The 13,658-nt window shown below is 63.6% G+C and carries 13 protein-coding genes; 6 read left to right on the plus strand and 7 right to left on the minus strand.

Translation table 11 applies throughout. From position 1 onward, the window contains the following. Positions 1 to 21: 21 nt before the first annotated feature. The 7 genes from FJ986_RS10160 to FJ986_RS10190 all read right to left on the minus strand — a co-directional run bounded on the left by FJ986_RS10160 (position 22) and on the right by FJ986_RS10190 (position 7,278). The gene (locus FJ986_RS10160) at positions 22 to 468 is read right to left on the minus strand and encodes a hypothetical protein (RefSeq protein WP_140523560.1); all 447 of its coding nucleotides are present in this window, start codon (positions 466 to 468) and stop codon (positions 22 to 24) included. A gap of 14 nt (positions 469 to 482) precedes the next feature. Then, positions 483 to 1,925, minus strand: a complete 1,443-nt coding sequence (locus FJ986_RS10165) for a GMC family oxidoreductase (protein ID WP_140674180.1) — start codon at positions 1,923 to 1,925, stop codon at positions 483 to 485. A 93-nt stretch (positions 1,926 to 2,018) separates the two neighbouring features. Further along, entirely contained in the window at positions 2,019 to 3,350 is a 1,332-nt protein-coding gene (locus FJ986_RS10170; RefSeq protein ID WP_140497179.1) for a UDP-glucose/GDP-mannose dehydrogenase family protein, read from the minus strand. 73 nt (positions 3,351 to 3,423) lie between these two features. Then, positions 3,424 to 4,296: a family 16 glycosylhydrolase gene (locus tag FJ986_RS10175; protein WP_140556876.1), complete on the minus strand. Its 873-nt coding sequence runs from the start codon at positions 4,294 to 4,296 to the stop codon at positions 3,424 to 3,426. A gap of 136 nt (positions 4,297 to 4,432) precedes the next feature. Further along, complete coding sequence (locus FJ986_RS10180; RefSeq protein WP_140512927.1) at positions 4,433 to 4,834, minus strand: hypothetical protein; 402 nt, start codon at positions 4,832 to 4,834, stop codon at positions 4,433 to 4,435. A gap of 223 nt (positions 4,835 to 5,057) precedes the next feature. Next, entirely contained in the window at positions 5,058 to 6,080 is a 1,023-nt protein-coding gene (locus FJ986_RS10185) for a glycosyltransferase (protein WP_140559754.1), read from the minus strand. Between the two features lie 70 nt (positions 6,081 to 6,150). Beyond that, a complete protein-coding gene (locus FJ986_RS10190; protein ID WP_140523548.1) occupies positions 6,151 to 7,278 on the minus strand; it encodes a nucleotidyltransferase family protein in 1,128 nt (375 codons plus the stop codon). A 522-nt stretch (positions 7,279 to 7,800) separates the two neighbouring features. Between FJ986_RS10190 and FJ986_RS10195 the strand changes: the two genes are divergently transcribed. The 6 genes from FJ986_RS10195 (at position 7,801) to FJ986_RS10220 (ending at position 13,642) form a co-directional block, all read left to right on the plus strand. Beyond that, on the plus strand, positions 7,801 to 7,953 hold the full coding sequence (locus FJ986_RS10195) for a lasso peptide (protein WP_140497189.1): 153 nt from the start codon (positions 7,801 to 7,803) through the stop codon (positions 7,951 to 7,953). Between the two features lie 166 nt (positions 7,954 to 8,119). Next, a complete protein-coding gene (locus tag FJ986_RS10200) occupies positions 8,120 to 8,419 on the plus strand; it encodes a PqqD family protein (RefSeq protein WP_140497191.1) in 300 nt (99 codons plus the stop codon). A gap of 118 nt (positions 8,420 to 8,537) precedes the next feature. After that, positions 8,538 to 8,912, plus strand: coding sequence for a lasso peptide biosynthesis B2 protein (locus FJ986_RS10205; protein ID WP_224618327.1), 375 nt, complete (start codon positions 8,538 to 8,540; stop codon positions 8,910 to 8,912). 3 nt (positions 8,913 to 8,915) lie between these two features. After that, positions 8,916 to 10,823 carry a lasso peptide isopeptide bond-forming cyclase gene (locus tag FJ986_RS10210; protein WP_140674184.1) on the plus strand — a complete coding sequence of 636 codons (1,908 nt, stop codon included), beginning with the start codon at positions 8,916 to 8,918 and terminating at the stop codon, positions 10,821 to 10,823. After that, positions 10,820 to 11,791, plus strand: coding sequence for a serine kinase (locus FJ986_RS10215; RefSeq protein WP_140674185.1), 972 nt, complete (start codon positions 10,820 to 10,822; stop codon positions 11,789 to 11,791). Before FJ986_RS10210 ends, FJ986_RS10215 begins: the two co-directional genes overlap by 4 nt. A 6-nt stretch (positions 11,792 to 11,797) precedes the next feature. Then, a complete protein-coding gene (locus FJ986_RS10220) occupies positions 11,798 to 13,642 on the plus strand; it encodes an ABC transporter ATP-binding protein (RefSeq protein ID WP_140674187.1) in 1,845 nt (614 codons plus the stop codon). The last annotated feature ends 16 nt before the right edge of the window (positions 13,643 to 13,658 follow it).

Here is a 13,658-nt window from a genome sequence, read left to right on the forward strand (position 1 = left end):
AGAGCTTGCTCCGGCACCGCCTCAGGCACTCTGTTGCTCGAGATTGGCGAACGGATTGGTGCATGGCTGCCATCCGGTGAACCGGATCGGATCGCCCGGCGAACTGCGCCAGGCGTAGTCGGTCAGCATGTGGAATTCGGCGATCAGCCAGCGGTCGAAATGCAGGAGGTCCTGCTTCTTCTGCTCCGGCAGCAGAGCGCGGGCTTTGCCCAGCCTTGTCTCCTCGAGCAAGGTGACGGCGTCGCTGAGTTTCTTGCTCGGGAATATCCACGGGTTCCTGTCGCGGAACGCCAGGACGAACTGCTGCAAATGCTCGATGCGCATGTTGAGCTTGCCGAAATATTTCTCGAGCGTGACGCGCACCAGATCCTCATCCGAAAACGAGGATACTGCCGCGTAGGCAATGCCGGTCGACACCACCCCGCCCGCCATGACGGCCAGTGCGGAGCGTCGCGAGATCTCTGTCATCTGGTTTGCTCCTCTCACGCCATCCGGCTCGCCGCCCGCAGGGACAGCGCTGCCGCGGTCAGGCTCGGATTGGCGCATGAACAGCTCGGATATGTGCTGGTGCCGACCACGACCAGGTTCCTGAGCTGGTGATGAATCATGCCGCTGTCGACCACCGAATCGGCCGGGCCCGTTCCCATCCGGAGCGTACCCTGGACATGCGATTCGGTTGGCCGGATGCCGCGATCGAAAAGCTGTTCGACCGGTAGCGGGGCGAGCAGCCCGGGCAGTTTCTCCAGCGCCCGCGCCATGCCCTTGACCGCGTAGTCCGACGGCGCCTTGAAGCTGACGAAGGCGTTGTCGTCCTCGTCGAGCGTGACGAAATTCTCATGGTCGAGCAGGTTCTCGGTCACCACGACAAGCGGCAGAGCCTGGCGCAGCCGTCCCTTCTCGGCGCGCATGCCGTGTTGCCAGCGGTTCTCGAAATAGACCAGCGCCGCGGCGTGCTCGGACCGGTGCGGACCGTCATAGAGGCCGAAATTCAAGCCGGTGGTGATGGTGCTGCCGTCGAAATTGTCGACACCGTCGAGATAGACCTCGAAATTCCAGCCATAGGATTCATGCAGGCCGCGGCCGACGAATTCGCCTCCCAGGCCGGAGCGCAGCATGATCGCCGCGCTCTGGATGGCATTGGCGCCGAGAACGAACAGGTCGCCGCTGACCTGATATTCCTTGCCGGCGTGGACGAAGGTGACCGAGCGGACCGTCCCGCCGACATGGTCTAGCCTGCGCACTTCCGAACCGAGGCAGACCGACACGTCGGGATGTTCGAAGACATGCATCAGGCCGTTATTGGCGGTGAACTTGGCGTCGACCGGGCATAGCCAGCATCTGAGGTTGGCGCAGCACGAGGTGCGCTGCGCGGTCGGCACGCGGGCGCGCGCGGTCGGCATGACGAAATGCTGGCCGGGCTGCGCCGCCTTCATGATCCGGTCGGGCGTCGACATGCGGTGCGGCGGCTGCGGAAAAGGCTTCGAACGCGGCAGCATCGCCGCCATGTCGGGATCGCCCGAGATCGACATGATGTCTTCGGCGTCGCAATAGAACGGTTCGACGTCGTCATAGCTGATCGGCCAGTCATTGCCGATGCCGTAGGTGCTTTTCAGCCTGAAATCGTTGGGATGGAACCTCGGCGTCTGCGCGAACCAGCAATTGGTGCCGCCGCCCAGCCCGATCGTGTAGTTCCAGAGCTTGTCGGAATTGGTCTTGTAGGTCGACTCGTCCTCGATGTCGGTGTTGACGTTCTGCTTGAGCTGCCATTCATGCGTGTTGTGGCGGCCCCATTCCAGGAGCAGGATGCGCGCCTTACGCCGCTTCGTGAATTCGTGCAGGAAGAAGGCCGAACCGAAACCGGAACCGATCGCGACAACGTCGAAGTGGTCCTTGGTGATCTGCTCCGGCTTTACGTCCAGCACCATCAGCCGCAACTCCTTTCCGGGTCTTGTGCGTTCGTCATGGCAAGCACACCGGCCGGCCGCGGCGATCCCACATTGGATTGCCCAAACCCGGTCTCATGCCGCCATCCTGCCGATCGAGTGATATTCGATGCCGTGGCGGGCGATGACCTTGGGATCATAGAGGTTGCGGCCGTCGAAGATGATCGGCGTGGTCAGCGCGTCCTTCAGCGCGTCGAAGGAAGGCGCACGAAAACTCTTCCACTCGGTGGCGATCAGCAGCGCATCGGCGCCGCGCAGCGCCGCTTCCTTGGTGCCGCACAGAAGCAGGTCGTCGCGCAGCCCATAGATGGCTTGGCATTCCTGCATCGCCTCGGGATCATAGGCCTGCACGGTGGCGCCGACGTTCCAGAGTGCCTCCATCAGCGTGCGGGCGGGCGCCTCGCGCATGTCGTCGGTGTTGGGCTTGAAAGCCAGGCCCCAGAGCGCGAAGGTCTTGCCCTTGAGGTTGCCCTTGAAATAGCGGTTCACCTTGTCGAACAGCACGGATTTCTGCTCGTTGTTGCGCTCCTCGACGGCGCGCAGCAGCTTGGCGTCGAACTTGACGCCTTCGGCGGTCTTGATCAGGGCGCGCACGTCCTTGGGAAAGCAGGAGCCGCCATAGCCGAGGCCCGGATAAATGAAGTGGTAGCCGATGCGCGGATCGCTGCCGATGCCCTTGCGCACCTCCTCGATGTCGGCGCCGAGCTGTTCGGCCAGATTCGCCATTTCGTTCATGAAGCTGATCTTGGTGGCGAGCATGCAATTGGCCGCGTATTTGGTGAATTCGGCGCTGCGCACATCCATCACGATCATCTTCTCGTGGTTGCGGTTGAAGGGGGCGTAGAGCTCACGCATCACCGCCTCGGTGTCCTCGCTCGATGTGCCGACGATGATGCGGTCCGGCCTCATGCAATCGGCGACGGCGGACCCTTCCTTGAGGAATTCCGGATTGGAAGCGACGTCGAAGGTCAGGTCCTCGCGGCCTCTTTTCTTCAGCGTTTCGGCGATCCTGGCCTTGATCTTCTCGCAGGTGCCGACCGGCACGGTCGACTTGCCGACGACGATCTTGGGCGCATCCATTTCCCGGCCGATCGCCTCGGCGACCGCCAGCACATATTTGAGATCGGCCGAGCCATCCTCGCCGGGAGGCGTGCCGACCGCGATCATCTGGATTTCACCATGCCTGACGGCGGCGGCCGCGTCGGTGGTGAACTTGATGCGGCCGGCGGCATGGTTCTCCCTCACGATGCTTTCCAGGCCCGGCTCGAAAATCGGGACGAGACCTTGATTGAGCCGCTCGACCTTGTTCGCGTCGATGTCGACGCAGACGACCTGGTGGCCCACTTCGGCAAGCACAGCAGCCTGCACGAGACCGACATAGCCGATACCAAACACCGTCAAATTCATTCTGTTTTGTTCCTGTCCAGGGCAGCGGACCGTGGTCGGCCCGGCCGGTTCAAATCGACTTTCCCAATAGGTTCTACTTTACGCTGCATGCCAGCGATTCCGGAAACTGGCAGGGTTCGCCCTGCGCGGTGAAGGCGACGCGCTCGATCTGCAGCGAAAGCTTGCGTCCGGGATCGGCGAATGCGCCCAACCATCCGGTCATCGTATCGCTGCCCCAGAGGCTGAAGAAGATCTTCTGAGCATGGCTGGGCAGCTTTGCCGGATCGGTGATGGTGTTCACCAGTTGGCCGTTGACGTACCAGCGCAAACTGTCCTTCTGCCAGACGAAGGCGTAGTCGTTGAAGGCCTTTTCCGTGCCGCCCGGCACGTCGACCAGCTTCTCGTTCTTGCCCTTGCCGGCGATGTAGGCATTGACCTGCACCTTGGACGTGTCCTTGGTCAGGATCTCGAAGTCGATCTCGTCCCAGGGCTGCTTGTCCGACGGGCCGATATAGGAGAAGAAAGCCGCGTTGAGGCCGGGACCGGTGTCGGTCTTCATGCGCGCCTCGTAGGTGCCGTAGCCGAAGCGCTGCTTGGTCTGGATTTCGCCGCAAGCGTAGTCGCGGTCCTTCGTCTTCTGCTTCTCGAAACCCAATGACAGCACGCCGTCCGCCAGGCTGACCTGTCCCTTCGCCCAGGTGCAATTCTGATGGCCGCCATTCGTCCAGCCATCGGAGACATACCAGCGCTGGCGGTTGAAGCTGGTGAAATCATCGACGAATGAGGGCGCCGACTTCAGATCTTGCGACCAGGATGGCGCCGGCCCGGCGAACAGGCTAGCGAGAGCCAGCGCGACCAGGGCAGCCCTGCGTCCGGTGGAATCGCCTGGGCGGGCTTGCCTGGCCTGGCGCGTTGACGATATGCCGCGAACTGCGACGGTGAACGTGGTTCTCGGATCCGCATTCATACGAAACTCAACCTTTGCGCTGTGCATCCCCAACCCAAAGTAGCCATTCGAGCCGTTGCCAAACGGCGCTTTCTTTCTCTCGTCAGCCCCTCCCCAAGCTGCCTTCTCGCCTCGCGCCAAATCCACCCTTCAGCCTTCACCCTCTGCCGGCGCCTGCCGGTTTGGCGAGCCCCTCGCTGGCCGTCATATCGGACGACCCGTCCTCATCGAAAACCATATCCAGCGAATGACGAAGCTCCCGGACCATGCCGTTCTGGCGCGACAGCGCCGCGATGCGGCGCTCGCAATTCAGGATCGACGTCGTCAATTCATCGACCTCGGCGGAACGGCGCGCAGACGCCGAGCCGTTCTCCATGGCCTCGACCAGAAAGGCGGCGTTGGTGGCCGTCGCCTTGTAGCGATTCTCCAGCCCGTTTCGCTCGGCCTCGATCTCGGCCGCGATCTGCTCGAACAGCTTCGCCAGGCGGTCGAGGCGCGAGATGTCGGTCTGGCGGTCGCGGGCCGGATTCCTTGATCTGAAGCCGAATATCGAGGCCATGCGTTCAAAGTCCTGTGGTAGTCCGGCCGTCGGCCGGGCCCCTTACCGGTTCAATATCGGGCAGTCCGATCGGAGGCCGGTTCATTGGCCATCCTAATTGCTGCACCGCAACATAGACTGCCATCCTCCGGCCGGCTAGGCAACCACCCAATTCGTAAACTCATAAATCCGCCGGAAATGCTTTGCGCGACGGGCTGGCAAGAGCGCGGCCGGACGCCCGCATTCAAGGCTGCTTGCCCGTGCTGGTGCCGGCCATGAGAAAACGCATTGGCGGCACATGTTGACGACGGGAGGCGAACCCGACGCGGCGAAACAGCGCCTCGAGCTTGTCGGACGCCACGCCCTGGACGATGGGAACCAGGTTGGATTGGCTTGCGAAGGCATAGGCCGCGGCCGACGCCAGGCCCCGCTCGGCCTTGACGTCGAGGAAATTGCGCAGCCGGTATTTGTCGCGCACGTGGCGCTCGTGGCGGCGCAGCACCGCTTTGGAACCCTCAGGCAGGCTGTCGATCGCCAGCAGCGCCAGGTCGGCGTCGGCAAGACGCTTCAGGTCCTGGGTCTTGTGGCGGCCGCTCAGCGAATCGGCCCGCACGATGGCGCCGTAACCGCAGGAGCGGATGACCTTGAAGCGCGCGCCGCTGGCGACCGCGCGCGCGTAGAGTTCGTAATCCTCGCCCAGACGCAAGCTCTCGTCATAGCGCAAGCCGTGCCTGTCGAGAAAAGCGCGGCTGATCACCGGCTTGAGGAAACCGAGTTCGCCTCTGCGCACGTTGCGCCTGGAGATGTTGCCTTCGACGAAGCGCTCCAGGTCGAGGAATTCCGGCTCGGCCGCGAACTGCGGTGCGACGATCTGGGTGACATCGCTCAAGGCGTCGTCCCTGATGAGCATGATGTTGTCGGCCGCGAAATCCCAGTCCGCGCCGGCAAACAGATTGTGAAATCTGCCCGCGAGAAAGAAGTCGTCGGCGTCCAGAATGGCGATGAATGGCGATTGCGAGGCGGCGATGGCGGCGTTGCGGGCGAAGGAGGGGCCGCGATTGACGTCGAGACGGATCACCGCGAGCCGGTCGCTGCCGTCATCGGCGGCGCGGGCGACTTGGGCCGTGTCATCGGTGGAGGCGTCATCGACGACGACGACTTCGGCCACTTCCGGTTCGCGCAGCGCGGACGCGATGGCGACCGCGATTGTTCGCGCCGCGTTTCGGGCCGCGATGATCACGCAGACCTTTGATTTTGTCATCGACATGAATTTGCCTCTTGCACAGGTTCCATTCTGCCCTCGCCCTGTACGTGTTCGATGCCCGACAGGCTTCCCGTCACGGGCTGCCCTGCCGTTCGAAGATGCGGCGGCTGATGTCGGCCGATGCCGCCCAGCCGGCTTCCGCCAGATAGCGGACCGGCGCACGACCGCACAACTCCCACAACACGGTGCGCCGCTGCGGCCAGCGCAGGGATGACAGCCATGGCGCGATGACCATGTTGAGCAGGTCCTCATTGCCGATACGCGACAGCATCCGCGCGGCGCGCTGCGACAGGAGCGTGTCGGCGCCGCCGAGGAGCACGTCGGCGGCGCGCAGGCCAAGCAGCAGCGTGTCGTCCAGCCCCTGCGCCGCGGCGGCATCGAGCAGGCGCTGCTGCTCGGCTTCGTCCAGGCGGTCGGCGCTGGCGCGCACGTCGCAGACGTAACCGGCGCAGGGTTCCCGGTTGAAAAGCGCCTTGGCGACGCTGATGCAGGACAACAGCAGAGTGTCGGCCGCCGATGTGAACGGCACCTCGACGCCGGTGATCTCGACCTGCCGTTTGCGCCGCAGGAAGCCATCCGCGTCGCGCGGGCTGGGCGAGCCGGGTTGCTGGAGCCGATAATGCAGATCGACAGTGGATTGCGTCGGCCCGTCGCCGCGGATCATGTGCTGTTCGCCGAGGAAACGGACCCACCAGACGGAGCGCGACTTGCCGGCGATCTCGTATCCGATCGAGCGGAGCGCCTCGCGCGCCCTGAAAAACCCGGCCGGCGCCACCAATATGTCGACATCGCCCGAAGGCTTCATGAAATGATCGTCGTAAAGCAGATGCTGCTGGAAGGGACCTTTCAGGAAAACGAAATCGATCTGCCTGTCGCGCAGCGCCGCCTGGATCGCCATCGAATCCATGATGCAGGACGCGTTCATCGAAACGGTCTTCCGGCGGTAGGCGTCGAGCCATTGGGAGAACTGAGCCGGCGGCCCGTTCGCGGGTGCGCTCGACAGCACCTTGAGGATAAAGGTCGCGACCTTGTTCAACCTGGCTATGTCGGTGACATTGGCCACGGAGAGGCCGGAGGCATCGCCGGGCGCGGCGCCGGATCGCGCCGCGAAGAACAGCCGCAGACAGGCCTGCACATAGGCGATCTCGCTGGCGCAATCGGCGGCGCGCAGTCGCTCATATGAACGTTCGGTCAGGGCCATCGGGCGCACGGTTCTCCAGAAGCGATCGGCGCGACGCCTATGCTGCAGGTGCGAAGCAAAGCATCGCCAAAAACTTTTGCGCCGTCCAGTTTTTCCTTTTGCAGCGCAAAAATCCGGCCCCGACGTTTATCGAAACCGGCTCGGGCGAACGATGAGGAGAACTGCTGGACCCCAGGGGACGAGTGGCCTTTTCGGCGTTCCGTAGCAAACCTACCGGGAGACCCGGTGCTAGGGCATTATTGTCGCCATGCCTTGAAGTGACAGGGCTTAAAAAGTTTATATATGCAAATCAATTTCTTATGCTGACCTAGTGCATTAGGCCCATATGCAGGGATCTCGAGGCGATCAAGGCCAAAGCTTGAGATCGTTACTCACGACTGTGTCTGCGCGCGCAGTCCATAATTGATTAATGCGCGGTAAATCAGGCTTGACTCATAAATGCTGCCATGCAGCTATTGCATCGCAGCATGAAAGTGCCGCCGGCAATCGACAGGCCGTTTCCAGTCCTTGATGGAGTGTAAAATGGAACAGAATGTTGAAAAGCAGGAGTACGAAACGCCCAGCCTGACGGTTCATGGTTCGATTGAAACCATCACTCAGGGCGGTGGCGGCAACACGGCGCTCGACGCAGCATTTCCTGCGCACACGCCGATTGGCGACCTGACGTTCTCCTGAGCCTGTCCTGATTCTGGAGGGACACGTTGGGCCTCTGGAATCCAAGAACCATAAAGGGAGTCGGGGTGAAAATCCCGGCTTCTCTTCATTGCCTGACCCGGCTTTTCTTCATCGCCAGAATGGTCGGCACGCATTGCGGACAGTGTGTAGCAAACGAGGTTTTCGGATGAACTGGAACCCATCTGACCACGATCGCGTAAGTGCGACCAAGGAAGCGGTTGCCTGCGAATTCGGCAATGGCCTGGCGCTTCTCAACCTGAAATCCAACATCTACTACAGCCTCAACGGGGTAGGCACGTTCATCTGGGAGCTGATTCAGGAGCCGAAACCAATTGCCGAAATCCGCCGGGCCGTGCTCGCGCGCTATGATGTCGACGCCGAGCGCTGCAGGGCCGATGTCGACGCGCTGTTGAAAGGTCTGGCCGATAGCGGACTTGCGAGGCTGCATCATGAGGAACCTGTCTAGGCAGGTTCCGCAAAAGCGGGTCACGGTTTTGCGGCAAGAACCTGCGACGGAGAAAAGTCCCGACCAGACGAAGCACCGGCGGCGTCGGCTTCGAGCTCTCTCCCTGAGTGCCCCGGAAATGCTGTTCCTCTGCCGCTGCCTGCTGGTGGTCGCGGCCGTTCGCCTGGGGCTGACCCTGTTCTCCTACAACCGCCTTCGCGGCATCGTCACCCGGCTGGAGGCGCGTGAATGCGCCAGCACGGGAGAGCTGCGCCGTGTCGCCTGGGGCGTTGCCGCCGCGGCCCGCCTGGTGCCGCGCGCAAGCTGCCTCACCCAGGCGCTCGCCGGCCAGTACATTCTCGCCCGCCAGGGCAACGCCTCGAAGATCCGCATCGGCATCGAGCGCGACACCGGCCGGCAGCTGAAGGCGCATGCCTGGCTGATCAGCGGCAACCATGTCGTCCTTGGCGGCTCGATAGACAGGTTTGTCCCTCTCGTCGACTATGGTCAATGACTGATGAGCGGCGTGGCCGGTATCCTGCACGGGCACGAGGCGCCGGAGTCCGCAGCCGATATCCAGCGCATGCTGGCCCGCATGCGTCATCGCGCCCGCGACGGCAGTTCGTGGTGGACCGACAAGGCTGTCGCGCTCGGCCACGCCTGGCTCAACACGACCGATGAAGCCGGCCCCGGCCCGCTGACGATAGCGGGCGGCAAACTGGCCGTCACCGCGGATTGCCGCCTGGACAATCGCGACGAGCTGATGGCACGGCTCGGCGTCCGCGACGCATCGGTTGCCGACGCCGTGCTCCTGATGCGGGCCTATCTGCGCTGGGGCGAAGCCTGTCCCGTGCACCTGCAAGGCGATTTCGCCTTCGCCATCTGGGATGCCGAGCGGCAGGTGCTGTTTTGCGCGCGCGATCATTTCGGCGTCAAACCGTTCTACTATCACGCGGACGGGCAGCGCTTTGTCTTTGCCTCCGAGATCGGCCCGATCCTTGGCGTCACCGGGGCCGGCGCCCGCCTCAGCGAACATCAGATCTCGGGTTTCCTGGCCGGGCTGCCAGACGATCCGCAAGCGACGCCTTATACCGATATTTTCCGCCTGCCGGCGCGCCACAGCCTCACTGTGACGGGGCAGCGCGTGACGCTGCAGCGATACTGGCAGATCGAGCCGTCGTCGCGGCCTATGCGCCCGGACGCCGCCGAGGAATTCGCCCACCTCTTCTCGCAGTCCGTGCGCAACCGCATGCGCGGAAGCGCGGCGGTCGGGGCCATGCTGAGCGGCGGCCTGGACTCCTCTTCGATCGCCTGCGTGGCGGGCCGGCAAAACCTGTCCGAGGGAAAGCCGAGGCTGCCTACCTTTTCGCTGGTTTTCGAACGCGGTTCGGCGATGGACGAAACCCCCTTCATAGACGCGGTGCTGGAACAAGGGCGCGTCGACGGCACGCTGATCCCGGTCGGCAACTACGCGCCGTTCGCGGAATTCGAACGGGTGCTGGAAGAGCAGGAAGGAACGTTCCTGGCGCCGGGCCTTACGCTCACCCGGGAGGTCTACAGGACGGCGGGCGCCAAAGGCGTCAAGGTGCTTCTCGACGGCCATGGCGGGGACGAAGTCGTATCGCAGGGGCACGGCCATCTGCACGAGCTTGCCAATGCAGGCAAGTGGCTGGAGCTGTGGCGCGAGATCCGCAGCGCTTCCAACACCTATGGCGACGGCATGCTCGGCATGTATTTCCAGTTCCTGACCATCTACGGGCCTGCCTGGCGCGTGGCCAGGCTCAGGCACGCCGCGAACCGGCTCCTGCACAGGCTGCGAAAGCCGGCCCAGGGCGGAAGCTGGCGCGACCTGATCAATGCCGATCTTGCCGGCCGCACCGAGCTCATCGAGCGGGTTCACCGAGCCGGCTACAAGCCGCCCGACGTCAGCGCCAGCGAGGCGCTGACCCACCGCTGGATTCTTTCCAACGGCTATGTGCCGCATGCTTTCGAAGTCCTCGACAAGGCGGCCGCCAATTTCGGCGTCGAACCTCGTTATCCCTTCTGGGACAAGCCGCTGGTCGAGTTCTGCCTGGCGTTGCCGGGCAAGGAGAAGCTCAGCCGCGGTTTTGGCCGCTACGTGCTGCGCCGCGCCATGCAAGACGTGCTGCCCGCGGCGGTCCAGTGGCGGCGCGACAAGATCGATTTCACTGGCAATCTCGTCAACGGCATGCTGCGCAACCACAGCGACCTCCTGGAACAGGTGCTCGGCCCGGACGCCGGCCGCATCGAGCCCTACATAAACCTGCCGGCCGTGAAGGCTGCCTATGCCCGGCTGCTCAGTCGGCCCGACCGGCCGGCGCCGCTCGATGTCCAGTATGTCTGGCGCTCGGCGTCGCTGTCGCTGTGGCTGCGGCAGGTGCAGCGCGCCGGGAGTGCCGCATGACGCCGTTGAACGAGCCGCTGGCCCTCCGCGCGCGCGCGCAAGGCTGGCCGCGCGGACAGCGCCGTTTTTATCGAGCCTACGGCCTGACCATCGCTTCCGAGGTGACATTGCCAGAACTGGAGCCGGCCGAACCCGCAGCGGCGGATATCGTGATCAGCGTCGGCGCGATCGATATGCCGAAGCCTTCGCCCGAGGCCGCGACCATTTTCCGCTTCGAACCGGATCGGCAATATCTGGCATGGCACGCCGTCGGCGCGTTCCTGATCAGCGACGCCTGCCGCATCGAGGTCGAGCCGGCGCCCGGCATCGACGATGCGCTGATCGCGTTCCCGCTGCTGGGACCGGTGATGGCGCTCATCCTGCACCAGCGCGGCCTGCTCGTGCTGCATGCCAGCGCCGTCGCGATTGCCGGCAAAAGCGCCATCTTCATGGGCGACAAGGGCGCTGGCAAATCGACGACGGCAAGCGCCATGATTCGTGCCGGACACGAACTGCTCACCGATGACGTCGTGGCGCTCGATCTCAGCCATCCGGACGAGCCGATGATCGTGCCGGGTTTTCCCCAGATCAAGCTGGCGGCCGACGCGGCTGCCGCGATTTCGCTCGAAGGGGCACAAGTGCGGCCGCAGGTGCATCCGGCTATCAACAAGGCCCAGCACCGATTGCACGGGGCGTTTTCGCGCGACAGGGTTCCGGCGACCCGCATCTATATTCTCGAGCGCGGCCAAAAGGCTGAGATCTCGCCCATGCCCGGCATCGCCGCTTTGCCGGCCGTGATCAGATTTTCATATGTCACGCGTTTCGGCCGCGCCGCCCTGGTCGGCGATTTCGCGGCGGCGCATCTCGGGCATTGCGCACGGCTCGCCGATCGCGTCGGCGTGTGCAGGCTCGAAGTGCCGACGGGCCTCGACAGGATCGGCGAGGTCGTGAGCCTCGTCGAGCATGACCTGATGGCAGGACAGGGGTAGCAGGAGATGTCGAAATCATCGCTCCTTCGCCCGTCATTGTTTCGGGAAATCGCCGGGTTCGGCGCCGTTATCGCCCAGATAGGCGGGCGGCGGACCTGGACGGCACTGCTCTTCCTGATCATGGGCAGCCTGACCGAAGGCATCTCCATCCTGTTGCTGGTTCCGCTGTTGCAGCTAGTCGGACGCTCCGGCCAGGACTTCGCGATCAAGCTGCCCGACAATGATTTCATGCGTTGGCTGGTGCCGGACGGCACGCTGAAGCTGACCACGATGCTGTGCATGCTGGTGGCGCTGGTCGCGCTGCAGGCCGCCTTCAACCGCTTCAAGTCGGTCTACATGGCCAGTCTTCTCTTCGATTTCATCAACCGCCTGCGCATGAACCTGTTCGAAAGCATCGGCAAGGCACGATGGGGCGTCTTCACGCGCATGCGCGGCTCCGACCTCGACCATGCGCTGACCGGGGACATAGACCGCGTCCAGGGCGCGGCCTTCTCGCTGCTGATGCTGGTGCAGATCGCCGTGCTTCTGGCCGGCTATCTCGTGATCTCCATGTTCATTTCGCCGGTCATGACGCTGTTCGCCGTGGTCATCGGCATGCTGATGTTCCTCGCGCTGCGGCCATTCCGGTCGCGGGCCACCGCCTTTGGCCAGGTCCTGACCACCAACCGCCAGGATCAATACCGGACGGTCTCGGAATTCCTCGGCGGCATCAAGGTGGCCAAGAGCCTGAACATCGAGGCGACCTATTTCGCGCAGTTGCAGGCGACACTTGAAAGAATGAAGGCCGACAACATCGCCTATGTGCGCAACAGTTCGACCGGCACCGCCCTGTTCCAGGTGGCGAGCGTGATCGGTTTGAGCCTGTTCATCTATGTTGCGCTGGTTCGCTTCGACCTCTCACTGGCCGAGATCGTGGTGCTGCTACTGGTCTTCATGCGCATCGCGCCGCGCTTCATGGACATGCAGACGCAGGCGCAGCAGGTCCTGATCAACCTGCCCGCCTATGCCGCGATGCGTAGTCTGCAGATGCGTTTCGACGCCGAGCGGGAACCTGGCCATGCCGGGATCCAGGACGCTCGAAAGCTGTCGCTCGATTTCGGACTGAATGTTCGCGGCGTCTCCTTCGCCTACGAGGACGGCGCCGCCAAGACGGTGGTGAGCGACATCACCTTCGGCCTTCCGGCCGGCAAGGTCACCGCCCTTATCGGCCCTTCGGGATCAGGCAAGAGCACGATCGCCGACATGCTGCTCGGCCTGCTCGAGCCGACAGCCGGCACGATCCTCGTCGATGGCGTCGAGATCGACGCCGTCAATCGCCGGGGCTGGCGCGACCAGGTCGCCTACGTGCCGCAGGACGTGTTTCTCCTGCACGACACGATCGCGGCGAACCTACGCCTGGCCGCACAGCAAGCAAGCGACGATGAACTGTGGGCCGCATTGCGATCGGCCCATGCGGCCGAATTCGTCGAACGGCTCGACCTCAAGCTGGAAACGGTGGTCGGCGACCGCGGCGTGCGGTTGTCGGGGGGCGAACGCCAGCGGATCGCGCTGGCGCGCGCCTTGCTGCGCAACCCGTCACTGCTCATCCTCGATGAGGCGACCAGCGCGCTCGACTGGCAAAACCAGGCACTGATCGCGCAATCGATCGACGGGCTGCGCGGCTCGATGACGATCCTGACCATCGCGCACCGGCCATCGATGATCGCGTTCGCCGACTGGGTGGTCGCGATGGAAAACGGCCGTGTCGTCGAGGTCGGGCAATATCGGCGGCTGAAGGCGAAAGCAGGAAGCCGGTTGTCCCGGATGCTTTCGGGCGAACAATCTGAGTCCGAACCCGCCGACGTGGCCTGAGGCCAGCCTGGTCTGG

The sequence above is a fragment of the Mesorhizobium sp. B1-1-1 genome (genome assembly GCF_006442955.1).
In the GTDB taxonomy this organism is placed as follows: Bacteria; Pseudomonadota; Alphaproteobacteria; order Rhizobiales; family Rhizobiaceae; genus Mesorhizobium.

Bases quoted from the DNA above. Each gene is read 5' to 3' on its own strand.
- FJ986_RS10160 (WP_140523560.1), bottom strand. From the start codon at position 468: ATGACAGAGATCTCGCGACGCTCCGCACTGGCCGTCATGGCGGGCGGG.
- FJ986_RS10165 (WP_140674180.1), bottom strand. From the start codon at position 1,925: ATGGTGCTGGACGTAAAGCCGGAGCAGATCACCAAGGACCACTTCGAC.
- FJ986_RS10170 (WP_140497179.1), bottom strand. From the start codon at position 3,350: ATGAATTTGACGGTGTTTGGTATCGGCTATGTCGGTCTCGTGCAGGCT.
- FJ986_RS10175 (WP_140556876.1), bottom strand. From the start codon at position 4,296: ATGAATGCGGATCCGAGAACCACGTTCACCGTCGCAGTTCGCGGCATA.
- FJ986_RS10180 (WP_140512927.1), bottom strand. From the start codon at position 4,834: ATGGCCTCGATATTCGGCTTCAGATCAAGGAATCCGGCCCGCGACCGC.
- FJ986_RS10185 (WP_140559754.1), bottom strand. From the start codon at position 6,080: ATGTCGATGACAAAATCAAAGGTCTGCGTGATCATCGCGGCCCGAAAC.
- FJ986_RS10190 (WP_140523548.1), bottom strand. From the start codon at position 7,278: ATGGCCCTGACCGAACGTTCATATGAGCGACTGCGCGCCGCCGATTGC.
- FJ986_RS10195 (WP_140497189.1), top strand. From the start codon at position 7,801: ATGGAACAGAATGTTGAAAAGCAGGAGTACGAAACGCCCAGCCTGACG.
- FJ986_RS10200 (WP_140497191.1), top strand. From the start codon at position 8,120: ATGAACTGGAACCCATCTGACCACGATCGCGTAAGTGCGACCAAGGAA.
- FJ986_RS10205 (WP_224618327.1), top strand. From the start codon at position 8,538: ATGCTGTTCCTCTGCCGCTGCCTGCTGGTGGTCGCGGCCGTTCGCCTG.
- FJ986_RS10210 (WP_140674184.1), top strand. From the start codon at position 8,916: ATGAGCGGCGTGGCCGGTATCCTGCACGGGCACGAGGCGCCGGAGTCC.
- FJ986_RS10215 (WP_140674185.1), top strand. From the start codon at position 10,820: ATGACGCCGTTGAACGAGCCGCTGGCCCTCCGCGCGCGCGCGCAAGGC.
- FJ986_RS10220 (WP_140674187.1), top strand. From the start codon at position 11,798: ATGTCGAAATCATCGCTCCTTCGCCCGTCATTGTTTCGGGAAATCGCC.